Below are 22101 nucleotides of genomic sequence, written 5' to 3'. Positions count from 1 at the left end.
TTCTGGTTTTTTATGGTTTCCGTATTGTTCAGAATATCTCCAGGGCTCTCTAACCGGTTCTTCAGTGGCCTCAGACCGAGCGTCTCTCCCGTCGTCGCCCACCCGGCGTCCGGCCGGTCCACTGCTTGAACGCCACCGAGAAGCTCGACGCATCGGCGTAGCCCAGACGGTGCGCCACCCTCTCCACCGGCAGGCCCGCATCCAGCAGCTCCCCCGCCATCGTCCTCAGTGTCTCGGCCACGATCGCCCGGTACGAGGTCCCCTCCTCCCCCAGCTGCCGCCGAAGGGTACGCACGCTCGACCCCAGCTCCGCAGCCACCTGGTCCTGGGTGGGGCTCTCGGCAGCGCGACGCAGCAGCACTTCCCGCACGCGGGCACCGAGCTCGCCGTGATTCTGTCTGCGCTGCAGCAGTTCCGCGCATTCCCGTAGCAGTACGGCGGCGACCTCCGGGCTCGCGGTCGGCATGGGCCGGTCCAACGCCCGCGCGTCCACCACCACCGCATGCGGCGACGCCGTCGTCTCCACCCGGAAACCCCGGTCGCGGAGGACCGGCGCGACCCGCTCACCGAGCGATTCGGCCACCTCGATGCGACGCACCTCCGACGGTTGCCCCCACAGCGCACCCCAATGGGCGAGGATCCCCGAGACGTCGCGCTCCAGCAGGAAGCCCCGCAGCTGCGCCGGCACGTGCCGGTCGTCGAGGCAGAAGCGGACCTCGTCGCCCGCATACTCCAGGGCGGCGCGCGAGAAGGCGAAGGTGAGATCGAAGAAGCGGGTGCCCACCTCGATGCCGTCGCGCACCGTCGCACAGCTCATCAGGGCGTAACCGAAGATCCCGTGCACCGCCGCCTGGTAGCGCAGACCGAGAGCGAACCCTTCCCCGGGCCGATCGTCCAGCGCGGTCACGAGATTCCCGATCACGGCCAACTCCTGGTCGTCGGTGATCTCCCCACCCGGATCGGTGATCTCCTCCTCCCCCAACCCGGTACCTGCCAGCAACGTGCCGGCATCGAGACCGCGCTCGCGTCCGAACGACACCATCAGGGCCGCGCTCGTCGCCGCGCGGCGGGAGGTCCAGGGGTTCACGAGGCTCCATCCTCGGCAGCGTGGCCGAAATTCACAAGAACTTGCCGATAGTGGCATGGATCACGGAGGGCTCGATTCGTAGCGTCGACTTCACCAGCACAGCGAGGAAAGGACGACACGGCATGAGCCCGAACGTGCACGGCAAGAGGGTTGTCATCACCGGCGGAGCGCGCGGCATCGGACAGGCGACGGCCGAAGCCCTCGTCGCGGCCGGCGCGCGAGTGGCCATCGGCGACATCGACAAGGATCTCGTGCAGGACACCGCCGCCCGGATCGGTGCGCGCTTCGGCACCACGGTGCTCGGGTTGCCCCTCGACGTCACCGACCGAGAATCCTTCGACGAATTCCTCAGCCTGGCCCACATGGAGTTCGGCGGGATCGACGTGCTTGTCAACAACGCCGGCATCATGCCCACCGGCGCGTTCCTCGAGGAGACCGACACCGTCACCGACCGGCAGATCGACGTCAACGTCCGCGGTGTGATCCTCGGTTCGAAGCTGGCCGCCGCCCGGTTCACCGAACAGGGCTATGGACACATCGTCAATCTCGGCTCCGTCGTCGGCATCGAAGGCGCCCCCGGACTCGCGGTGTACTCCGCGACCAAGCACGCGGTGATCGGCCTCGGGTCGGTGCTGCGCCAGGAACTTGCCGGCTCGAACATCGTGGTTTCCACGATCGCGCCGGGCTTCGTGCGCACCGAGCTGATCGCGGGCATGAAGCCCAACGCGCTCATCGAGAAGCTCGCCATGGTCGGCCCGGACGAGGTCGCCGCCGCGATCGTGCAGGTGATCGCGGCGGCTCGCCCCGGCCTGCGGTACGTGCCCCGCACGGCGGGCGCGATCCTCGGAGCGCTGAAGGCGGTGCCGGAGGCGACCCGTCACCGCATCTCCGCGGCGTTCGGTCTGCAGTCGCTGGCATTGAACACCGACGAGACCGCGCGGGCGGCCTACCGTCGGCGCACCGAGGCTCCGATTCCGGCGGGGGCCGGCGAGGGCTCGGTGGCGAAGGATTCCTCCGGCAGCGCGCGCTGATCCGACGCGCGCTGCCGGTCGGGCTCAGTCTCCGGTCGGCAGCGCGCGCAGCGAGCGCACCGTGGCGTCGACGGCGCGAGCCGCCTCGGCGCCCTTCTTGACGAAGTGCCGCGTGAAGTACTCGACGTGCTCGTCGTGCTCGTGGAAGTTGTGCGGGGTGAGCACCACGGAGAAGACCGGCACATCGGTGTCGAGCTGGACCCGCATCAGGCCGTCGATCACCGCGGTGGCGACGAAGTCGTGCCGGTAGATGCCGCCGTCGACGACCAGCCCGGCCGCGACGATCGCGTCGTAGCGCCCGGTCTTCGCGAGTCGCTTGGCGTGTAGCGGGATCTCGAAGGCGCCGGGGACCTCGAAGAAGTCCAGGGCGTCCTGTGAGACGCCGAGGCGGGTGATCTCGTCGGTGAAGCCTGTGCGTGCCTGGTCGACGATGTTGCGGTGCCAGGTCGCCTGAACGAACGCGATGCGCCCGGTGATGTCGGTCATGGTCACGAAACTAGCGCATGTCGCGTCATAGTTTGTTGTGCGGGAGGGGCGCTGTTCCGTCTTATGAGATTTCGTTTATTTCTCTTTTCCGTCATGCACAGAGTGACTACAGTGGTGGATGTGACACAGTCGGCTCCCGAGAACACCGTCGGTCCCCGCCCCGAGCGGTACATCGACATCTACCGCCGCGCCACCGCCCGACTCGAGGCGTGCCTGCCGCTCGGCTGGTCGCTGTCGAGCGACCGTCCCCGCTCCCCCGAGGCACCCACCCGGATGCTCGTCTCCGCCCCCGACGGCGACACCGTGTCCTTCTCCGTGGTCGCCTCCCGCGGTGTGCTCTCCGGCGACGTCGCCCGCATCGCCGCCGACCTGTCCGAGTCCGACCGCGGCTTCGTGTGCGCCCACTATCTGTCCGATCCGGTGCGCCGCCAGCTCGACCGGCACGGCATCTCCTACGCCGACGCGACCGGCAACCTCTCGCTCGTCGCCAACCGTCCGGCGGTGTGGGTCCGCGACCGCGGAGCCGACGCCGACCCGTGGCGCGGCCCGGGCCGCCCGTCCGGGGTGCTCACCGGCGAGCCGTCCGACCGCGTGGTGCGCGCGCTCGCCGATCACGTCGGGGAGATCTCCGTCCCGGAACTGATCAAGCTGTCCGGCGCGTCCACCGGCGCGACCTACCGCGTCGTCGAGGTGCTCGTCGAACGCGAGCTCGTGCGCCGGGTCCCGCGCGGCCCGATCGTGGAGGTGCGCTGGGAACCGATGCTGCGGGCCTGGGCCGCCGAACGGAAGGTGTGCGCGGTCCGGCGGTTCACCGCCCCCGAGGGCGTCACCGCGACCCGCGCGCGACTGGCCGAACGCATCGACATCCCCTACGCGCTCACGGGCGTCGGCGCCACCGATTATGCGGCCCCGGCGTTGCTCGAGGTCTACGCCGACGACCCGGACGACTTCGCCGACAGTCTCGGTCTGCGCGCGGTCGAGCACGGTGGCGACGTGGTGGTGGCGATTCCCTGGTCGCCGGTGGTCTTCGAACGGATGGACCGTCGCGGCGGACTGCGCCACGCCGCGATCTCGCATGTGTACGCCGACCTGCTGGCGGGCCCGTTCCGCAACGACGATGCCGCCGAACACGTCCGCTCCCGGCTCACCGCGGACGAGCACTGGCGGCGTCCGGTGCGCTGACCGCTGTATCCGGCCGATCCGCCTCCCCGGATCCCCGGCCGAGCATTTCGATCTTTGTGTACGGTGCGAACCATGACGGGTCGCCGCGACGACAGGAGTACCGATCAGATGACCGCGCCGCGCACCGTGGAGGACCTGCCGTCGGCACTCGACGGCGCCGCCCTGTCCGATCGTCTCGCGGGCCGCCGGCCCGCGGTCTTCCTCGACTACGACGGCGTGCTCACGCCGATCGTCGCCCGTCCCGAGGACGCGGTGTGGTCGGATGCCATGCGCCGCACCGTCCGCGAGCTCGCCGACCGCGTGTCGGTGTGCATCGTCACCGGCCGTGACCGCGACGTCGTCCAGCAGCTCATGGGGGTCGACGATCTCGTCGTCGCCGGAAGCCACGGCTTCGATATCTGGAGCCCCACCGACGGGCAGATCGCCCACGACGTCCTCGACGACTTCACCGATCTGATCACCGAGACCACCGAGACCCTGCGCACCCGCCTGGACGGTATCGACGGCGTCGGCATCGAACCGAAGCGCGCCTCGGTGGCCGTGCACTACCGGCAGGCCTCCCCCGAGGTGCACGACCGGGTGGGTGCGATCGTCGAGACGCTGTTACAGGAGAACCCCGAACGGCTCGCCGTGGTGCCGGGAAAGATGGTCTACGAACTCAAACCGGCCGTGGACTGGAACAAGGGCAAAGCGGTCCTGCACCTGATCGAGGTCCTCGGTCTCGCCTCCGACGAGGTCGTGCCGCTCTATCTCGGCGACGACATCACCGACGAGGACGCCTTCCGGGCGTTGCGGGGTCGCGGCATCGGGATCCTCGTCGGCAGCCCCGACGACCCGGAGATGGCCGGACGCCGCACCGACGCCGAGTTCGTCCTCGCGTCGGTCGACGACGTCGAACGTTTCCTGTCGGCCCTGGGTAGATGACAGCGCCGCCGGGTGACAGCACCGCCGGACAGTTCGTGTCGACTACGACCCGCCAGGAGGTTCGCGTGTACGACCCGGAGTTCACCCTCGACTACGACGGTTTCGATCCAGACGACGAACCCCTGCGCGAAGCCCTGACCTCGACGGGCAACGGCTACTTCTGTTCACGCGGCACCGCCGAGTGGGAGGACATGGGCGAGGTCCATTATCCGGGGACCTACGCGCATCGTTGCTACAACCGCGAGACCACCATCATGGGTGGCAGCCCGGTCCTGAACGAGGATCTGGTCAACCTCCCGAACTGGCTCGTGCTGAAGCTGCGCATCGACGGCGGCGAAGCGATTCGCCTGGCGCAGGTGGAGATCCTCGCCTACCGGCACGTCTACGACATCCGCACCGCCACCGTGGTCCGCGAACTGCGGTTCCGGGATCGGCACGGCCGCGAGACGTCGCTGCGCAGCAGACGGTTCGTGAGCATGGAGCATCCGAACCAGGGGGCGCTCGAATGGTCGCTGACCCCGGAGAACTGGTCGGGGCGGGTCGAGATCGTCACCGCCCTCGACGGCCGGGTTTCCAATCGCGCGGTCGCCCGCTACCGCGATCTCGAGGCGCGGCACCTCGATCCGGTCTCGCCGCGCACCTACGGTCCCGAGACGATCGCGCTGAAGGTGCAGATCCGCCAGTCCGACACCTACATCGCCCAGGCCGCACGCACCCGGGTGTTCCGGGAGGGTTCGGGAGGAGCGATGCTCGTCGACCGGGATCTGTACCAGATGGAGGACTACATCCAGCAGGTCCTCTCCTTCGACATCGCCGAGGGTTCGACGGTGCGGATCGAGAAGATGGTGGCGATGTTCACTTCCCGCGACGACGCGATCACCGAGCCCCTCGCGTCGGCGGGCCGGCACGTGCTGCGTTATCCGGATTTCGCCGAGGCGTACGACGAGCACGTCGCGGCGTGGGACGAGCTGTGGGACATCTGCGACATCCGGTTGCCGCGGGAGTCGCGCGCGCAGTTGCTGCTGCGCCTGCACGTCTCGCACGTACTGCAGGTCTGCTCACGGCACACCGCGCGCCTCGACGCGGGAGTGCCGGCGCGCGGACTCAACGGCGAGGCCTATCGCGGGCACGTGTTCTGGGACGAGATGTTCGTCTATCCCTTCCTGAACCTGCGGGTCCCGGAGATCACCAAAGGCCTGATCCTCTACCGCTACCGCCGGTTGGGTGAGGCGCAGGCCGCGGCGAGCGAGGCCGGTTACCGCGGCGCGATGTTCCCCTGGCAGAGCGGCAGCGACGGCACCGAGGAGACCCAGACGGTGCATCTGAACCCGATGTCGGGTCAATGGGATCCGGACCTGAGCCGGAACCAGCGGCACGTCAGCGCCGCGATCTTCTACAACGTGTGGCACTACTACCAGGCCACCGACGACGTCGACTTCCTCGCCGACTACGGCGCCGAGATGATGCTCGAGATCGCGCGGTTCTGGGCGTCGATCGCGCACTACAGCCCGGATCGGGACCGCTACGAGATCCACGGGGTGATGGGCCCGGACGAGTTCCACGAACGGTATCCGGGAGCCACCGAGGGCGGTGTGCGCAACAACGCGTACACCAACGTGATGGTCGCGTGGATCGCGGCGCGCGCCCTCGATGTCTTCGAGGTGCTGTCGAAGAGCCGGCGCACGGCCCTGCGGGCCCGGTTGCGGGTCACCGACGAGGAACTGCGCACCTGGTCGGAGATGAGCCGGAAGATGTTCGTGCCCTACCACGACGGGGTGATCAGCCAGTTCGAAGGCTACGAGGATCTCGAGGAGCTCGACTGGGAGCACTACCGCACGGAGTACGGCAACATCGGCAGGATGGACCGCATCCTGCGCGCCGAGGGCCGCGATCCGGATGCCTACAAGGTCGCCAAGCAGGCCGACACGGTGATGTTGTTCTTCCTGTTCGACGATGCCGAGTTGCGGCAGGTGTTCGAGCAGCTCGGTTATCCGTTCGGTCGCGACCTCGTGCGCCGCACCGTCGACTACTACGACCAGCGCACGTCGCACGGGTCGACGCTCAGTCACGTGACGTTCGCCGGTGTGCTCGCCACCTTCGATCCGCAGTCGTCGTGGTTGCGGTTCAAGCTCGCGCTCGAGAGCGACGTCAGCGACCTGCAGGGCGGCACCACCAAGGAGGGCATCCACATGGGGGTCATGGGCGGCACCCTCGATCTGGTGCAGCGCTACTACGTCGGTGCCCGTGCGTACGGCGACGTGCTCGTCTTCCGGCCCAAGCTGGTCTCGCACCTCGACGGGGTGTCGTTCTCCATGCGGTACCGCGGCACTCCCCTACGGGTGCGGATCGACGGCGACAAGCTGTCGGTGCGCGCCGAGACCGAGGGTTTCCGGGTGCCGGTGCGGGTCGCGGTGGACGGCGAACTCGTCGAGCTCGGCGCCGGCGAGTCGCACGAGTTCCGGCTCGCCGCCGTCCCGGCCTGACCGCAAGGAGGATATCGTGGCCGAGGCGCAGTCGCGGTTCCGCGCGGTGATCTTCGACGTCGACGGGGTGCTCGTCGATTCACCGCACGAGACGGCGTGGCGGGAAGCGCTGGCGGAGTTGATGGCCGGCGACTGGTGCGACCTGCAGCCCGAGACCTCCTGGCAGGAGGACGCGTTCACCGCGGAGGTGTACCGGCAGGTGCTGTCGGGCCGGCCGCGGATGGACGGTGCCCGCGCCGCCCTCGAGTACTTCGCGGTGCCCGACGCCGAGCGTCGCGCGGTCGACTACGCCGAGCGCAAGCAGGCCCGGTTGCTGCGGTTGATCGACGAGCGCAGGTTCCGCGCCTACGACGACGGAGTGCGCTTCGTCGCGGCCGTGCAGGCGGCGGGGATCGCGGTGGCCGCGGCGTCTTCGTCGAAGAACGCCGGACTGTTCCTGCGGGCGATCCCCGCCCACGACCATCCCGGCGAGACGCTGCTCGACCGCTTCGACGCCGATCTGTCCGGGCGCCCGGTCGCCCACGGCAAACCCGACCCGGAACTGTTCCTCACCGCCGCCGACGAACTCGGGGTGCCCGCGCAGGCGTGCGTGGTGGTCGAGGACGCGATCAGCGGGATCCGGGCGGCGAAGGCCGGCGGCATGCGGGCGCTCGGTGTCGCCCGTTTCGACGACTCCGCCGATCTCGAGGACGCGGGCGCCGATCTGGTGGTGACCTCTCTCGACGAGGTCGACGTCGACGCCTTCACCGCCGGACGACTGGTCCGCCGCGGATCGGTATGATCCTCAGTCGGTTCCGACGCCCTGCCAGTGCCAGTCGGTGATCACCGGCATGTCCTCGCCGTGGGTGCGCACGTAGCGGGTGTGCTCGGCGAGGATGTTCTCGAGTTCCTCGCGGGCGTGCCCGGCGATGGGCCGGATCCGCTCGACGCGGTCGAGGACGTCGAGCGCGAGGTGGTAGCGGTCGATACGGTTGAGCACGCACATGTCGAAGGGTGTGGTGGTCGTGCCCTCCTCGATGTAGCCGTGCACGTGGAAGTTCTCGTGGTTGGTGCGCCGGTAGACGAGACGGTGGATCAGCCACGGATAACCGTGGTAGGCGAAGACCACCGGCTTGTCGGTGGTGAACAACGCGTCGAAGTGCGCATCAGGCAACCCGTGCGGGTGCGCCCGGTCGTCCTGCAGCCGCATGAGGTCGACAACGTTGACCACCCGGATCCGCAGGTCGGGGAAGCGGCGGTGCAGGATGTCGACGGCCGCGAGGGTTTCCATCGTGGGGATGTCGCCGGCGCAGGCGAGCACCACATCCGGTTCGGCGTCGCGGTCGGTCGAGGCCCACTGCCAGATGCCGATGCCCTTGCGGCAGTGGGTCATCGCGTCGTCGATGTCGAGGAATTGCACGGCGGGTTGCTTCCCGGCGACGATCACGTTGATGTACTGGCGGGTGCGCAGGCAGTGATCGGCCACCGAGAGCAGGGTGTTGGCGTCCGGCGGCAGGTAGACGCGCACGACCTCGGGTTTCTTGTTGACGACGTGGTCGATGAATCCGGGGTCCTGGTGCGAGAACCCGTTGTGGTCCTGCCGCCACACGTGTGAGGTGAGCAGGTAGTTCAGCGACGGGACGGGGCGGCGCCAGCGGATCCGGTTCGTGGTGAGCAGCCATTTGGCGTGCTGGTTGACCATCGAGTCGACCAGGTGTGCGAAAGCCTCGTAGCTGGAGAACAATCCGTGCCGGCCGGTGAGCAGGTAGCCCTCGAGCCAGCCCTGGCAGGTGTGTTCGGACAGGATCTCCATGACTCGTCCGTCGGGGGCGACCCGGTCGTCACCCGGGTCGATGCGCGCGTTCCAGGTGCGGTCGGTGGCGTCGAGGACCGCGTCGAGGCGGTTGGAGTTGTTCTCGTCGGGCGCGAACACCCGGAAGTTCGTGGCGTTGCTCCGCATGACATCGCGCAGGAAGGTGCCGAGGATGCGGGTGGCTTCGCCGGTGGCGGTGGCCGGTTCGGGAACGTCGACGGCATAGTCGCGGAAGTCGGGCAGGATCAGATCGCGCAGTACCGCTCCCCCGTTGGCGTGGGGGTTCGCGCTCATCCGCCGGGTGCCACGTGGCGCGAGGTCGCGCAGTGCCGCAGCAGGGGCACCGTCGTCGTCGAACAACTCCTTCGGCCGATAGCTCTGCAGCCACTCCTCGAGAGCGCGGAGGTGCTCGTCGTTCCCGCGCGGATCGCCGATCGGCACCTGGTGCGCGCGCCAGGTGCCCTCGACCGGCGCGCCGTCGACCTCGACCGGGCCGGTCCACCCCTTCGGGGAGCGCAGCACGATCATCGGCCAGGCCGGGCGGGTCGCGTTTCCCGAGGTGCGGGCGGTCTGCTGGATCTCGGAGATCCGGTCGAGCGCCGCGTCGAGGGCGCCGGCGAAGCGCCGATGCATGTCGGCGGGATCGTCGCCGGCGACGACGATCGGTTCGTGCCCGTAGCCGCGCAGCAGCGAGATCAGTTCGTCCTCGCCGATGCGGGCGAGCACCGTCGGGTTGGCGATCTTGAAGCCGTTGAGGTGCAGGATCGGCAGCACTGCGCCGTCGCGGCGCGGGTCGACGAATTTCGTCGAGTGCCAGCTCGCGGCCAGCGGCCCCGTTTCGGCTTCGCCGTCACCGACGACCGCGGCGACGATCAGGTCGGGATTGTCGAAGGCAGCACCGTAGGCGTGTGCGAGGGAATAGCCCAGTTCACCGCCCTCGTGGATCGACCCGGGGGTCTCGGGGGCGACGTGGCTGGGAATGCCGCCGGGGAACGAGAACTGGCGGAACAGGCGCCGCATGCCGTCCTCGTCGCGGGAGACGGCCGGATAGACCTCGCTGTAGGTGCCTTCGAGCCACGCTGCGGCGACCGGTCCGGGACCGCCGTGACCGGGACCCATGACGTATATCATGTCCAGGTCGCGGGTGGTGATGGCGCGGTTGAGGTGTGCGTAGACGAAGTTCAATCCCGGTGTGGTGCCCCAGTGTCCGAGCAGCCGCGGTTTGATGTGTTCGGGCCGCAGCGGTTCGCGCAGCAGCGGGTTGTCCATGAGGTAGATCTGCCCGACGGACAGATAGTTCGCGGCCCGCCACCACGCGTCGAGGTCTGCGAAGTCCGGATCGATCGCGGGCCCCGGCTCGGAGGTGGCGTCGGAACTGGTCTGCGGTGTGCGGAGTGACATCGGTTTCCTCGTCGTCGGCGACCGGGGTGCTCGTTGCAGCGGTACCCATCGGGTGAGGGGCTCACTCGCCCCGGCGGCGCACCATCTCACCGATCCAGGTCGGCGCGTACGGCGAGGTGCAGCCCGGGGACGTCGGATAGTCCTTCAGCACCTCGAGGCGTTCGCCGATGTCGAGCGCGCGGGCCCGGTGGGCGGGGTGTTCGATGCCGATCTGCGCCAGGCACGTGTTCATCGCCCACTGCAGACGTTCGGGGGCGTCGCGCATCTGGGCGTCGATGGTGTCGAGCAGGCCGGACAGGTCGAGTCCGTCGGCGTTCTTGACGACGCGCTCGGCGGTGAGCGCCCATCCCGCGCTCGCGACGACCGGATCGGGATCGGTCATCCACCGGCCGCGCAGCTCCTCGGCGTGCGGGTTCTTCTTCACGACGTAGTTGACGAACCAGTCGTGCACCTTCGGGGTGCCGGTCTCGCGGACCATCGCATCGAGCTCGTCGACGGTGAACGCCTTGGGGCGGCAGATCAGCAGCGCGAGCAGCCGGGCGGCGGTGTCGCCGGTGGCCCAGAGTTGCTGCGCGAGCTCGTGCTGGGTCTTCACCCGCTTGGCGACAGCGCGCAGGGCGCTGAGGTTCACGCCGTGGTCGTCGCCGTGTTTCTCGTTCACCGCGCGGATCTTCGGGTCGTCGAGCGCGGCGAGTTCGGTGAGCAGCTCGTCGACGGTCGGAGCGTCCGTTGTCGTCTGTGCCACCGCGATCTCCTGTCCGTGCGTGTCGGTCGCGCCTCAGCCTACGAGCGCCGGGCGACAGCCTGGGCCGGTTCCGTCGTCGATTCGGGTGGGTTCGGCCCCGCTGAGCGGGGTCGGATCCACCCGAATCCGGTCACAGGCCGAGCTGGGTGACCGCGTTGCCGACGAGACCGGCGTGGTGGCGGCTGTACAGCGCGACCATCCGTTCGTCCGCGTGCCCGGTCTGCGTCATGATCGTCTGCGTGGTCGCGCCGCCGCGCACCGCCTGGGTGACGAACCCGGCCCGCAGGCTGTGCCCGCCGAGGGTGGCGACGAGGTCGTCGCTGAACCCGGCGCGGCGGGCGCGGCGCTGGATCATCGAGTGCACGGACTGCCCCGACAGCGCGCTCGTCCCCACCGTGCCGCTGTGGTGCACCGGCCGGAACAGGGGCCGATCGCCGTCCTGCGTGCGCCCGGCCGCCAGACCGCGGCAGCAGTGCTCGGCCGGGTCGGCGGTGGCGTTGCCGAGCAGGTCGACGACGGCCTCGCGTCCGGACTCGTCCCAGGCGTCGAGCACCTCCCGCCAGCGTCGATAGGCGCACACCGGGCAGGTGTGCGGATCGGACCCGTACGGCAGGGTGACGGTGCGGCCGCGGGCGCTGCGGTCGGTCTTGGACCGGCGGACCCTCACGTAGAGCCCGTCGGCGCGGTGCGGGGCGACGTCGGTGACGACGAGCCCGGTGAGCTCGGAGCGGCGCAGCGCCCCGGCCAGTCCCATGAGCAGCAGCGCGGCGTCGCGACGTTCGGCGACGCGTTCGGCCCACCCGCCGTCGGCGGCCTCGGCGCGCATCGCGGTGAGGATGGTGCGGATGTCGTCGGTGAGCAGCGGGGTGCGCCGCGCCGGCGGGGTGGCCCGGTCGCGTCGGATGCCACGCAGCAGATCCCGAACCGATTCGTGCCCACCGGGTTTCGGCAGGTCTGCCAGGGCGTGCATCTTGTTGATGGTCGACACCCACCGCGACAGCGTCGACGGCGCGTACGCCCAGCGTCCGTCGGGGCGCACTTCGGCGGCCTTCTCGGTGAGGAACCAGCTCAGTTGCTCGGCGGTGGCCGGCATCGGACTGTGCCCGGTGCGTTCGCACCAGCGGGTGAAGATCGTCCAGTCGCCGATCTGGGCGGCGCGGGTGTTCTCCGAGGTCGCCTTCTCCCGCAGTCGCCGCATCGCGGTGGCGACCGTGTCCGGTACCGCGGGCACCTCGGGACGGGGCAGATCCGGGCTGGTCACGGCGTGTTGATCCTCTGGACACGCAGGTCGCGGGCGAGATGGTCGCGTTGTTCGATCACCAGGCGCCGCAGCGCGGCCGGAGCGTCGGTGTGGGCCTCGAGCCAGGTGTCGACGGGTTCGAGACTGTCGGCCGCGGGAAACAACCCGACGACGATCCGGCGGGCGATCTCGATGCTGCGGCTCGTCCAGGTCTCGCGGAGCACCGCGAAGTAGTCGGTGTCGTAGGCGGAGATCAGGTCGCGGCGCGCCCCGGCGCGGAACCCGGCGATGGTCGCGTCGAGGTGGTCGTTGGTGAGGGTGTGGTCGGCGAGGATCGTCGCCCACGCGTGCGCCTTGACCTCGGCGCGGGGGCGGGAGGCGAGTGCGCGCAGGTGCGCGGTGCGTCCCGAGGCGGTGTCGTCGTTGCGCAGTTCCTCGTCGAGGTCGGCCTCGTCGGCGTCGCCGGTGGTGGTCAGCGCCGCCCACCAGCTCCACCGCAGGTCGGGGTCGAGACGTAGGCCCTCCGGCGGTGCGACGTTGCCGCACAGGATCGCTCGCAGGTCGGCGGCGTGCCGGTCGTCGACGCTCGCCGCGACACCGACGGCGCGAGCGAACGCCAGCTGGGCGTCGCTGCCGGGTGCGGCACCGTGCATCCCGTCCCAGACCGCGTCGAGCCAGCCACGCCGCGCGTCGGTGCGCACCGAGTCGGGCACATAGTGTTCGACGGCCTGGGCCGCGTTGGCGAGCACGGCGGTGAGCAGCGCGATGTCGGCCTCGTGCGGGGCGAATCGCGCGGCCATGGACAGATAGCGGTCGACGGCGAGTTCCCCGTCGCGGGTCGCGTTCCACAGCGCCGACCACAGCAGGCCGCGCGCGAGCGGTTCCCGGACGCGGTCCAGGGTGGCCTCGACGGTGTCGAGCGACCGGGCGTCGAGACGGATCTTCGCGTAGGTGAGGTCGTCGTCGTTGAGCAGCACCAGCGCCGCCTCGGGCAGGTCGACGGGGGTGCGTTCGTCGGCGAGGTCGACCTCGACGCGGTGGGTGCGGACGAGGTCGCCGGAGTCGTCGGAGTCGTAGCAACCGACGGCGAGGCGGTGCGGGCGCGGATCGCTCTGGACGATCTCGTACCCGGTCCCGGTCTCCTCGAGGTGCAGGGTCGACACCCCGGTGGTCTGCAACCACGCCTGCGCCCAGGACGACAGGTCGCGGCCGGAGGTGCTCGACAGTTCGACGAGCAGATCGTCGAGGGTGGTGTTGCCGAAGGCGTGCTTGCGGAAGTACCGGCGGGCCCCCTCGAAGAAGGCGTCGCGGCCGACATAGGCGACGAGCTGCTTGAGCACGCTCGCGCCCTTTGCGTAGGTGATGCCGTCGAAGTTCAGCTTCGCGGCCTCGAGGTCGACGATGTCGGCGACGATCGGATGTGTCGTCGGCAGCTGGTCCTGCAGATACGCCCAGGCCTTGCGGCGGTTCGCGAAGGCCACCCACGCGTCGGTGAACTTGGTGGCCTCGGCGCTGGTGAAGGCGCCCATGAAGTCGGCGAACGACTCCTTCAGCCACAGGTCGTCCCACCACTTCATGGTCACGAGATCGCCGAACCACATGTGGGCCATCTCGTGGAGGATCGTGTTGGCTCGACCCTGGTGCTGGGCGGCGGTGGCGGCACCACGGAAGACGTAGGCCTCGGTGAAGGTGACGCAGCCGGGGTTCTCCATCGCGCCGAGGTTGTATTCGGGCACGAACACCTGGTCGTACTTGCCGAACGGATACGGATAGTCGAAGTGCTCGGCGTAGAAGTCCATGCCCTGCCGGGTGACCTCGACGATCTCGTCGGCGTCGAGGTGCTCGGCGAGCGAGGCGCGGCACAGCACCCCCAGCGGCACCGTCAGCTCGTCGCGGCTCCACGACGCGTCCACCCGGTGGTACGGACCGGCGACGATCGCGGTGATGTAGGTGGAGATCGGCTGGGTCGGCGCGAACGTCACGGTCTGCGTGTCGTCGCGCTGCACCGTGCGCTCGGCGGCCTCGTTCGACAGTACCTGCCAGCGGCGCGGCGCGGTGACCACGAAGGTGAACGGCGCCTTGAGATCCGGCTGTTCGAAGCACGCGAACACGCGACGCGCGTCGGCCGGTTCGTACTGGGTGTAGAGATAGGTTTCGCCGTCGACGGGATCGACGAAGCGGTGCAGCCCCTCCCCCGACCGGCTGTACCGGCCGGTCGCGACGACGGTGACGACGTTGATCTCCTTCAGACCGCCGATCGTGATCCGCGCGCCGTCGTAGACGACAGGCACGAGCTCGCCGTTGATCGTCACCGACTCGACGGAGTCGCCGATGAAGTCGAGCCAGGCCTCGTCGGTGGAGGCGGTGAATTCGAGCGTCGTGACCGTGGGGAATCCGGTGCGGCGGGCATCGACGGCACCCCGCAGGTCGAGTTCGACGCGGTAGGAGTGCACGTCGAGTGCGCGGGCGCGCGCGGCGGTTTCGGCACGGGTCAGATTCGCGGAGCTCACGAGTCCCGATCCTGCCATCACGCGCCCGGACTCGACGGCATTAGCGGGTGTCAGGCACCGATCGCTTCGGCTGCCGGCGTGGCGGGGCGTCCGATGAGGCGTTCGAGATCTCCGCTGTCGGTGTCGAGCGCGCCGACGGCGATGCCCGCGTCGGAGTCGGCGAGCACGGCGGCGAACTGTGCGGGCACACCGGCGTTCTCGAGGATCTTCGCGTACTCCTCCTTCGGCAGATCCTTGTAGGCGACGGGCACGCCGACGATGCCGGAGAGGACCTCCGCCAGTTCGGTGTAGGTCAGTCGCTCGCCACCGAGTTCGTAGACGGCACCGGCGTGTCCCTCGGTCGTGAGGACCGCGGCGGCCGCTTCGGCGAAGTCCTTGCGGGCCGCCCCGGCGACGCGGCCGGCCCCGGCCGAACCGAACAGCGCACCGGAGGCAGCAGCCGCGGCGACCGAGCTGTCGTAGTTCTCCCAGTACCAGCCGTTGCGCAGCAGGGCGTGGTCGATGCCGGAAGCCGCGAGCAGTTCCTCGGTGGCCTTGTGTTCACCGGCGAGGATCAGCGGACTCGTCGCTGCGTGCAGGATCGAGGTGTAGGCGATGAACGCGACGCCGGTGGCCTCGGCGGCGTCGATGATGTTGGTGTGCTGGGGCAGTCGCTGCCCTACTTCGCTGCCGGAGACGAGGAGCAGCTTGTCGACACCGGCCAGCGCGTCGCGCAGGGCATCCGCATCGGCGTAGTCCGCAACACGGACCTGCACTCCGTCGGCGGCCAGATCTGCGGCCTTCGCCGCGTCGCGCACGACGGCGACGATGTCGCCGGCGGCGACTCCGCGGGCGCGGAGAGCGGTGATGGTCAGGCGGCCGAGGTGACCGGCGGCTCCGGTGACAGCGATGGTCATGGGACTCCTCGAAGTGGTCGAGTGGGATCGGGAACGACACCATTCCAGCACTTACTTTTAGTAAGTGCAACCGATCGAGTCAGTACCATTCGTTCTCATAGCCGTCGTATACTCGGCGTTCATGAGCACCGATCGCCTCCCCGAAGCCGACGTCTTCGCGCGCGAGTGCCCGTCACGTCCGGTGCTGCAGAGCATCACCGGACGCTGGGGCGTGCTGGTGCTGGCGGCGCTCGTCGACGACACGCGCCGGTTCTCGGAACTGCGCCGCCGGGTCGACGGCGTGAGCGAACGCATGCTGTCGCAGACCCTGCAGACCCTCGAACGCGACGGTCTGATCCACCGCGCCGTGCTGGGGACGATCCCTCCGCACGTCGAGTACTCGCTCACCGCCCTCGGACGCCGCATCACCGCGCCCCTGCTGACGCTCATCGACGTCGTGGAGGAGTCGATGCCCGAGATCGTCGCCGCGCAGGACGAGTACGACCGCAGCCACTGATCCGGGCGGCGCGAACCACCCCCACCGGCCCGGATGCGACTGACAGAATGAAGCGGCCGGTCGCTCCGGCCGGTGTCGCCCGCCGGAAGGACATCCACGATGGCGCACGTCAATCTCGGTAAGCAGCACCCGGCCGCCTACAAGAGCGTGCTGGCATTGAACAAGGAGGTCGAGGAGGCCGTCGCACAGGCCGGCCTCGATCCGAAACTTGCCGAACTGGTGAAGATCCGCACGTCGCAACTCAACGGGTGCGCATTCTGCCTGCGCATGCACACGCGGGACGCGCTGGAGAGGGGTGAGACCACCGATCGCCTCGCCGTCCTCGCGGCCTGGTGGGAGTCGCAGTATTTCACCGACCAGGAGCGGGCCGCGCTCGCGCTGGCCGAAGAAGTCACTCACCCCATGGAGGCCGGTCGGCACGAGTGGGACAACGGTTCACTCAACGACGAGCAGGTCTCTGCGGTCACATGGCTTGCGATCGTCATGAACGCGTGGAACCGCATCGCGGTCCGGAGCCACTACCCCGTCGCCCCGTAACCCGCACCGGCCGACCGGCCTCCCTTGTCAGAAGTCGGTGAGGTTCGGGAAGAACAACACCTGCCCGACGGTGATCCTGTTCGGATCGCCGATGTGGTTGGCAGCCGCGATCATCGCGAACATCTCCGCGTTCCCGTAGTGGTCCTCCGCCAGAGCCCGCAGGGTATCGCCGGGGACGACGGTGTGCCGGTAGTTGAGCCCCGGACGAATCAGCACGCGGCCGACCTCGACGTGGTCGGGGTGGGTGATGTGGTTCGGGAACGAGATCACCGGATACAGCTGCGCCTCGCCGTACCAGCGGCGTGCAAGCTCCGAAAGGGTCTCGCCGGCGACCACAGTGTGGTGCCCCACGTCCCCGAGTTCGGGAATCAGCAGCGAGCGGCCGACCTGAACGACATTCGGGTCGGCGATGTGGTTGGCCGCCGCGAGCACCGGGAACAGGGTCCCGTCGCCGTAGAAGTGTTGCGCCAATCCCGACAGTGTCTCGCCGGACGCGACGGTATGCCGTCTGGTGATGTACGGGATGAGCAGCTCCTGACCGACAGTGATCTCGTTCGGATCGGTGATGCCGTTCGGAACAGCGATGACGGGGAACAGCGTCGCGTCACCGTAGAACCTCTGCGCCAGCTTCGAGAGGGTGTCGCCTGCGACCACGTCGTATTTCGTAACCATGACCGTGCCTCGGGGTTGTAGAGCGTCCGCGATTCGAATCGAATCGACGAGGATCATGGTGCTCACCATCGGCGGCAGGCACACGCGTAGCGCGCTACCCGAATCTCGTATGAAAGTTCCGTCGACTACGTCGGTGGCAGCAGTTCGAAGACCGGATGGTGACCGGCCTCTGCGACGAATCGTTCCACCGGGTCGTTCCTGCGTGCCTCGAAATACCGCCGGGTGGCGGACGCCACCTCGATGTACCGCTGCAACACCGGTCCGGCCTCGTCCGCGGATACCTCACGGATCGAGTAGCGGTGGGTGTCGCGACGCCTGCTGAGCTCGACCTCGCCGGCGGCACGCGCGTTGTGCACCCATCCCACCGATCCGTACGGGGCGACCAGCCAGCGTTTTCCGTACAGCTCGACGATCAGCACGGGGTTACGGCGGATCTTCCCGGTGCGCCGGCCGCGCGTGGTCAACAGGTAGGAGTGCGGCACCAGCCCCGCGCGAGTGAAAGCGCTCATCACGGCGTTCTCGAGGTGTCGCCACCGGCTCGGTCGGTAGGCGCGCTCGGGACGGAACGAACTGTCGGTCATGGTCTGCCCTCATGCCCGTCGCGTACGGCACTCGGAACGTGTTCGGCAAGGTTGGGGCACCGACGTCCGACGTACCCCGGGCTCCGTGGGCCGGGGCAGTGTGGCCGACATGTCCACATGTGGCCGGTCGGTCGGGCGACCTGTCAGTGCCGGCTGGTGGATTCGTCGGTGACGAGGCGGTACAGCACGTACACCGCGAACCACGCGATGAGGACCGACGCGATCACGAGCGCGATCTCGTAGAAGAGGACCATATGCTCGATGCTACGACCCGCCGTGGCTACCTGCCTGTTATCGCCGGAACTGTCCGCCGTGCCAGGTCGGCAGGTCGCGCGTTCCGAGTGCCACCTCGAGGGCCGCCTGTCCGGACAGTCGTGTCGAGTCCAGTACCGGCAACGGCGATTCGTCCGGGGAGACCAGAAGTGGGATTTCGGTGCATACCAGCGCGACCGCGTCGCACCCGGAGTCCGCGAGTCTGCCGACGAGGTCCACGAAGGACGCTCGGGTCTCATCCCGGAAGATGCCGTGCACCAGTTCGTCGAAGATCGCCGCGTGTACCAGGTCCTGATCGTCGTCGGTCGGGATGACGGCCTCGATCCCGCGTGCCGCCAGTTCGCGGGGATACAGAGGGCCCTGCATGGTGAACCGCGTTCCCAGGATGCCGACGCGTCGGTGCCCGGCACGCTGCGCTGCGTCGGCCACGATGTCGATCAGGTGCAGCCCGGGGATCGCGAGTGGCTCGCCGGGGGCTTCGAGCGCAAGGTGGGCGGTGTTGTCCGGGCACACGAAGAAGTCGCAGCCTGCCCGGGCCAGACGATCGACGCTGGTCGCGAGCACGGCGCGCACCGCTTCGTAGTCGCCACGCTCCCACGCGGGCATGCAGCGCTCGAAGGAGATGCAGTCCATGGTGACGTCCGGATGTGCCGGATGCCCGAGACGGTTGCTGTGCTGACACACCTCGCGCCAACACAGCGAGGCACCTTCCCAGCTGTGGCCCAGGATTCCGACGTGTTTCATGCTTGCACCCCCTCTGTCCTGCGCCTGTGGTCGCTCTCCGTGTGATGAGCGGAAGAGCGACCACGGCGGTGACGGATCAGGATCCGGACGACGATCCGGTCTCGATCAGCTGCGTGATGACGGCGACGAGAACATCCGCGAGGAAGGTCGCTGCAGAGCCCATTCGATTACCTATTCTCTTCGGTGTGCGGGTACGTGCGCTCGGACGAGCGCAGACTGCCCAGCGCTGCACTGTGTTTCATCGCATCCGCCGGCTGAGGCAGACAGTAGACAACTCCCACTCCACACACTTGGTGACCGGCGCCACAGTCGAGGAGCCCTTCTCTCTCGGCAGCCTTCCCGGTCCCCCGATCCCAGGGTGCACAGTTTCCGATCCTCGCGCGCGTTTGATCGTCATAAGTGGGGATTATGACGATCAGTGCTCACACTCGATCGCGGACACAATCTAGTGGTTTCGACCGCGTTCTTCGTTACGAAACCAACAACCCTACGGTGATTTCCCAGTTCAAGGCGTTTCATATCGTTTCGTTTCATTATATACCCATTCTCTAATTACGTAACTAAATGCGATACGATACCTCCCACCTACGGTTTCGACGCGCCACGACGAGGACATCCATGACCGACGCACACTCCCCCACCCCCGAAGCGACCACCGACGAGGACGACTCGAGCAAGCCTCGGGTGGGACGCCCCCGGAAGTACGCCACCGCAGCCGACCGTGTGCGCGCCTATCGCGAACGCGAGCGCGCCAAGAAGGAAGCAGCCGGCATGGCCCCATCGGTCGTCGAGAGCCCGGACGATGCGGTCTCCGCGCTCACGGCCGCCACCACCGCACTACGCGCCCTGGCCACCAACACCGTCGAGCAGTACTCCGCGATCGCCGAGCGGATCACCACCGCGGTCGACAAGCTCACCGACGCCGAGGCTCTCGAGGCGCAGATGACGCGGTCCGCCGCGGAACTCGCGAAAGTCAAAGCCGACGCCGACGCGAAGATCGTGCGGCTACGCGAACAACTCGCCCAGGCACTCGAGGACCGCGACAACGCCGACGCCGCAGTGGCCGCCGTCGACGCCGAACTCGCCGACGCTCGTACCGCACACACCGAACAGGTGCGCCGACTCGAAGAGGCACATCACGCCGAGCTGACTCGGCTGAAGGACGAGCACGCCGCAACGCTGCAGCGATGGAAGGACGAGTTCGAGGCTGCAACCGCCGAGCACACACGGACCGTCGGCGACCTGCGCGCGACGATTGTCCAGCAGGACGAGTCCCTCACCTCACAGCGACGCGAACTCGACGACGCGGCAGCGCAGCGTGAGCGCGCGACCGTCGAGATCACCGATCTGCGAGCCGAGATCGCGCGCGTGCAGGCCGCGCTCGACCGGGAAGTCGCGACCCGCGAGCGCCTCGATACCGAGCTCACCACCGAGCGCGACCGCACCTCCGAGCTACGGAGCCGACTCGAGGAATCGCGCATCACCGCCGCGACGGCCCAGGCGGCCGAGACCGCAGCACGGGCGCGTGGCGACGAACTGCGGACCGAACTGTCGGCACTGCGCGACGAGATCACTGCCCTGCGCGACGAGACGAAGACATTTCAGACGGAGAATCTGACGCTGAAGGCCGAAGCGACTTCTCTCCGTGCCGAACTGGATGCAGCGAGAACGGCCGGGACGAGCTGAACAGGTCGGCCGATCATCGAGCGCGTGTCCGCGATCGGCGAGCGCGCACTCTGTCGATCACCGTCGACCACGCCAAGCGACTTGCCGCAGTCATATGGGAAACGCCAACGGCGTCGCGGGTGATAAGTGCGTTGGCCAGCACTTTCGTATGCCGCGACGCGGAACTGGTGTGACCGCTGTCGAACGGCGGGTCGGGGTCGTACTCGATCATCAGCTGGATCGCCTTCGCGCGTTCCTCCCCCCGCGATCCGGGCCGCGAGCGACAGTGCCAGGTCGATACCGGCGGAGACGCCGGCGCAGGTGGCGAGTTTGCCGTCGAAGACCACCCGTTCGTCACCGCACGGCACGGCACCGAACGCACGCAGCGGCGTCAGCGCCTGCCAGTGCGACGCCGCGCGCCGGCCCTCGAGAAGTCCTGCCGCGGCGAGAACCAGCGCCCCGCCGCAGACGGAGACGGTCCACGTCGATGTCCGGTGTGCGCTGCGCAGCCATTCGCGGAGACGCTTGTCCTCGGCGGCGACGGCGATGGCTGTCCCCGATCCGGGTACGAGCACGATGTCCGGGGACGGTGTCTCGTCCAAAGTGTGTGTCGCGCCGAGGGCGAGCATTTCGCTGTCGGTGACGACCGGTCCGGTCTCGTGCCAGACGAAGCGCACGTCCGCGTCGGGGAGATATCGGAGCACTTCGTACGGTCCGACGACATCCAGTGCGGTCAGACCCGGGAAGACGACGATGGCGATCTGCACCCCGGCACCCTAGCAGTCTGCGCACGCATGTACTCAGACTTTCGGTGCCGATCTCCGCGGTGGGGACCAGCGTCAACCGAGCTGTTCGAACAGCGACACGATAATCCCGTCGGGTCCCCGTACGTAGGCCATTCGCACACTGTTCTCGTACTCACCGATGCCCCCGACGAGGCCGTATCCCTGCTCGGCGACAGCATCGACGGCAGCGTGGAGGTCGCCGACCTCGAAGGACACATTGCGGATCCCGAGCTCGTTGGGCATCGCCGTCGGCGAGCCGGGAAAGTGGTCGGGTGTGATGAACCTCGAGAGTTCGAGCCGGGCTCCTCCGTCCGGGGGGCGGAGCATCACGATGTCGCAGTGCGTGCCGGGAAGGCCGCAGACGGTCGCGGGAAAGTCGCCCTGCACAGAGCCGGTGCCTTCGACCTCGAAGCCGAGGCCGACGAAGAACGCCGTCGCGACGTCGAGGTCGGAGACGGTCAGGCCGACATGATCGAAACGCCGTACGTGTGCCATGGGATCCATCCTTCGATATCGTCTCGTCCGTTTACCTCTGGGACGGAGCCGGTGCTCGGATCTCGACATTCCGCGG

19 protein-coding genes and 1 pseudogene are annotated in these 22101 nt (G+C 68.5%); 8 read left to right on the top strand and 12 right to left on the bottom strand.

What is annotated here, in order from left to right:
- Positions 1-70 precede the first annotated feature (70 nt).
- Positions 71-1087 carry an AraC family transcriptional regulator gene (locus tag C6Y44_RS13810; RefSeq protein ID WP_192378468.1) on the bottom strand — a complete coding sequence of 339 codons (1017 nt, stop codon included), beginning with the start codon at positions 1085-1087 and terminating at the stop codon, positions 71-73.
- Between the two features lie 122 nt (positions 1088-1209).
- Here C6Y44_RS13810 and C6Y44_RS13805 point away from each other — a divergent pair, with 122 nt between their 5' ends.
- Positions 1210-2118, top strand: a complete 909-nt coding sequence (locus C6Y44_RS13805) for an SDR family NAD(P)-dependent oxidoreductase (RefSeq protein ID WP_192378467.1) — start codon at positions 1210-1212, stop codon at positions 2116-2118.
- A 24-nt stretch (positions 2119-2142) separates the two neighbouring features.
- On the opposite strand, the gene C6Y44_RS13800 is transcribed toward C6Y44_RS13805, so the two are convergent.
- A complete protein-coding gene (locus C6Y44_RS13800; protein WP_059384465.1) occupies positions 2143-2604 on the bottom strand; it encodes a 6,7-dimethyl-8-ribityllumazine synthase in 462 nt (153 codons plus the stop codon).
- 93 nt (positions 2605-2697) lie between these two features.
- Between C6Y44_RS13800 and C6Y44_RS13795 the strand changes: the two genes are divergently transcribed.
- The 4 genes from C6Y44_RS13795 to C6Y44_RS13780 all read left to right on the top strand — a co-directional run bounded on the left by C6Y44_RS13795 (position 2698) and on the right by C6Y44_RS13780 (position 7974).
- Entirely contained in the window at positions 2698-3786 is a 1089-nt protein-coding gene (locus tag C6Y44_RS13795) for a helix-turn-helix domain-containing protein (protein WP_192378466.1), read from the top strand.
- Positions 3787-3858: 72 nt separating this feature from the next.
- The gene (gene otsB, locus C6Y44_RS13790) at positions 3859-4710 is read left to right on the top strand and encodes a trehalose-phosphatase (protein WP_225623565.1); all 852 of its coding nucleotides are present in this window, start codon (positions 3859-3861) and stop codon (positions 4708-4710) included.
- Positions 4711-4775: 65 nt separating this feature from the next.
- Positions 4776-7193 (top strand): glycoside hydrolase family 65 protein, encoded by a 2418-nt coding sequence (locus tag C6Y44_RS13785; protein ID WP_192378880.1) that lies wholly within the window; start codon positions 4776-4778, stop codon positions 7191-7193.
- 16 nt (positions 7194-7209) lie between these two features.
- Positions 7210-7974, top strand: a complete 765-nt coding sequence (locus tag C6Y44_RS13780; RefSeq protein WP_192378465.1) for an HAD family hydrolase — start codon at positions 7210-7212, stop codon at positions 7972-7974.
- Positions 7975-7977: 3 nt separating this feature from the next.
- Here C6Y44_RS13780 and C6Y44_RS13775 read toward each other — a convergent pair whose 3' ends face one another.
- From C6Y44_RS13775 to C6Y44_RS13755, 5 genes are all read right to left on the bottom strand, one after another.
- Positions 7978-10386 carry a phosphoketolase family protein gene (locus C6Y44_RS13775; protein ID WP_192378464.1) on the bottom strand — a complete coding sequence of 803 codons (2409 nt, stop codon included), beginning with the start codon at positions 10384-10386 and terminating at the stop codon, positions 7978-7980.
- 61 nt (positions 10387-10447) lie between these two features.
- Positions 10448-11131: a DNA alkylation repair protein gene (locus C6Y44_RS13770; protein WP_159418211.1), complete on the bottom strand. Its 684-nt coding sequence runs from the start codon at positions 11129-11131 to the stop codon at positions 10448-10450.
- A 130-nt stretch (positions 11132-11261) separates the two neighbouring features.
- Positions 11262-12392 carry a tyrosine-type recombinase/integrase gene (locus C6Y44_RS13765; RefSeq protein ID WP_159418212.1) on the bottom strand — a complete coding sequence of 377 codons (1131 nt, stop codon included), beginning with the start codon at positions 12390-12392 and terminating at the stop codon, positions 11262-11264.
- Entirely contained in the window at positions 12389-14881 is a 2493-nt protein-coding gene (pepN, locus tag C6Y44_RS13760; protein WP_192378463.1) for an aminopeptidase N, read from the bottom strand. The genes C6Y44_RS13765 and pepN overlap by 4 nt, the downstream gene beginning before the upstream one ends.
- A gap of 50 nt (positions 14882-14931) precedes the next feature.
- Positions 14932-15777, bottom strand: a complete 846-nt coding sequence (locus C6Y44_RS13755) for an NmrA family NAD(P)-binding protein (RefSeq protein WP_159418214.1) — start codon at positions 15775-15777, stop codon at positions 14932-14934.
- Between the two features lie 121 nt (positions 15778-15898).
- Between C6Y44_RS13755 and C6Y44_RS13750 the strand changes: the two genes are divergently transcribed.
- Entirely contained in the window at positions 15899-16273 is a 375-nt protein-coding gene (locus C6Y44_RS13750) for a winged helix-turn-helix transcriptional regulator (RefSeq protein WP_159418215.1), read from the top strand.
- Positions 16274-16372: 99 nt separating this feature from the next.
- A complete protein-coding gene (locus tag C6Y44_RS13745; RefSeq protein WP_159418216.1) occupies positions 16373-16810 on the top strand; it encodes a carboxymuconolactone decarboxylase family protein in 438 nt (145 codons plus the stop codon).
- A gap of 27 nt (positions 16811-16837) precedes the next feature.
- Here the strand turns inward: C6Y44_RS13745 and C6Y44_RS13740 are convergent, their stop codons facing one another.
- From C6Y44_RS13740 to C6Y44_RS13730, 3 genes are all read right to left on the bottom strand, one after another.
- Entirely contained in the window at positions 16838-17482 is a 645-nt protein-coding gene (locus tag C6Y44_RS13740; RefSeq protein ID WP_159418217.1) for a LysM peptidoglycan-binding domain-containing protein, read from the bottom strand.
- 125 nt (positions 17483-17607) lie between these two features.
- Positions 17608-18063, bottom strand: a complete 456-nt coding sequence (locus tag C6Y44_RS13735; RefSeq protein WP_159418218.1) for a nitroreductase family deazaflavin-dependent oxidoreductase — start codon at positions 18061-18063, stop codon at positions 17608-17610.
- A 291-nt stretch (positions 18064-18354) separates the two neighbouring features.
- Positions 18355-19080 carry an aspartate/glutamate racemase family protein gene (locus tag C6Y44_RS13730; RefSeq protein WP_159418219.1) on the bottom strand — a complete coding sequence of 242 codons (726 nt, stop codon included), beginning with the start codon at positions 19078-19080 and terminating at the stop codon, positions 18355-18357.
- A 618-nt stretch (positions 19081-19698) separates the two neighbouring features.
- On the opposite strand from C6Y44_RS13730, the gene C6Y44_RS13725 reads away from it, so the two are divergent.
- A complete protein-coding gene (locus C6Y44_RS13725) occupies positions 19699-20766 on the top strand; it encodes a coiled-coil domain-containing protein (protein WP_192378462.1) in 1068 nt (355 codons plus the stop codon).
- A gap of 13 nt (positions 20767-20779) precedes the next feature.
- Here the strand turns inward: C6Y44_RS13725 and C6Y44_RS13720 are convergent.
- Both C6Y44_RS13720 and C6Y44_RS13715 read right to left on the bottom strand, forming a co-directional pair.
- Positions 20780-21512 (bottom strand): annotated as a pseudogene (locus tag C6Y44_RS13720) (DJ-1/PfpI family protein).
- 72 nt (positions 21513-21584) lie between these two features.
- Complete coding sequence (locus C6Y44_RS13715; RefSeq protein ID WP_159418221.1) at positions 21585-22025, bottom strand: VOC family protein; 441 nt, start codon at positions 22023-22025, stop codon at positions 21585-21587.
- Between the last annotated feature and the right edge of the window lie 76 nt (positions 22026-22101).

It is taken from the genome of Rhodococcus rhodochrous, from assembly GCF_014854695.1.
Lineage (GTDB): Bacteria > Actinomycetota > Actinomycetes > Mycobacteriales > Mycobacteriaceae > Rhodococcus.
The sequence above is the reverse complement of the archived record's forward strand: the minus strand, read 5'-3'. Positions and strand labels throughout refer to the sequence as shown.

Bases quoted from the DNA above. Each gene is read 5' to 3' on its own strand.
- C6Y44_RS13805 (WP_192378467.1), top strand. From the start codon at position 1,210: ATGAGCCCGAACGTGCACGGCAAGAGGGTTGTCATCACCGGCGGAGCG.
- C6Y44_RS13800 (WP_059384465.1), bottom strand. From the start codon at position 2,604: ATGACCGACATCACCGGGCGCATCGCGTTCGTTCAGGCGACCTGGCAC.
- C6Y44_RS13795 (WP_192378466.1), top strand. From the start codon at position 2,698: ATGCACAGAGTGACTACAGTGGTGGATGTGACACAGTCGGCTCCCGAG.
- otsB (WP_225623565.1), top strand. From the start codon at position 3,859: ATGACGGGTCGCCGCGACGACAGGAGTACCGATCAGATGACCGCGCCG.
- C6Y44_RS13775 (WP_192378464.1), bottom strand. From the start codon at position 10,386: ATGTCACTCCGCACACCGCAGACCAGTTCCGACGCCACCTCCGAGCCG.
- C6Y44_RS13755 (WP_159418214.1), bottom strand. From the start codon at position 15,777: ATGACCATCGCTGTCACCGGAGCCGCCGGTCACCTCGGCCGCCTGACC.
- C6Y44_RS13750 (WP_159418215.1), top strand. From the start codon at position 15,899: ATGAGCACCGATCGCCTCCCCGAAGCCGACGTCTTCGCGCGCGAGTGC.
- C6Y44_RS13745 (WP_159418216.1), top strand. From the start codon at position 16,373: ATGGCGCACGTCAATCTCGGTAAGCAGCACCCGGCCGCCTACAAGAGC.
- C6Y44_RS13740 (WP_159418217.1), bottom strand. From the start codon at position 17,482: ATGGTTACGAAATACGACGTGGTCGCAGGCGACACCCTCTCGAAGCTG.
- C6Y44_RS13735 (WP_159418218.1), bottom strand. From the start codon at position 18,063: ATGACCGACAGTTCGTTCCGTCCCGAGCGCGCCTACCGACCGAGCCGG.
- C6Y44_RS13730 (WP_159418219.1), bottom strand. From the start codon at position 19,080: ATGAAACACGTCGGAATCCTGGGCCACAGCTGGGAAGGTGCCTCGCTG.
- C6Y44_RS13725 (WP_192378462.1), top strand. From the start codon at position 19,699: ATGACCGACGCACACTCCCCCACCCCCGAAGCGACCACCGACGAGGAC.
- C6Y44_RS13715 (WP_159418221.1), bottom strand. From the start codon at position 22,025: ATGGCACACGTACGGCGTTTCGATCATGTCGGCCTGACCGTCTCCGAC.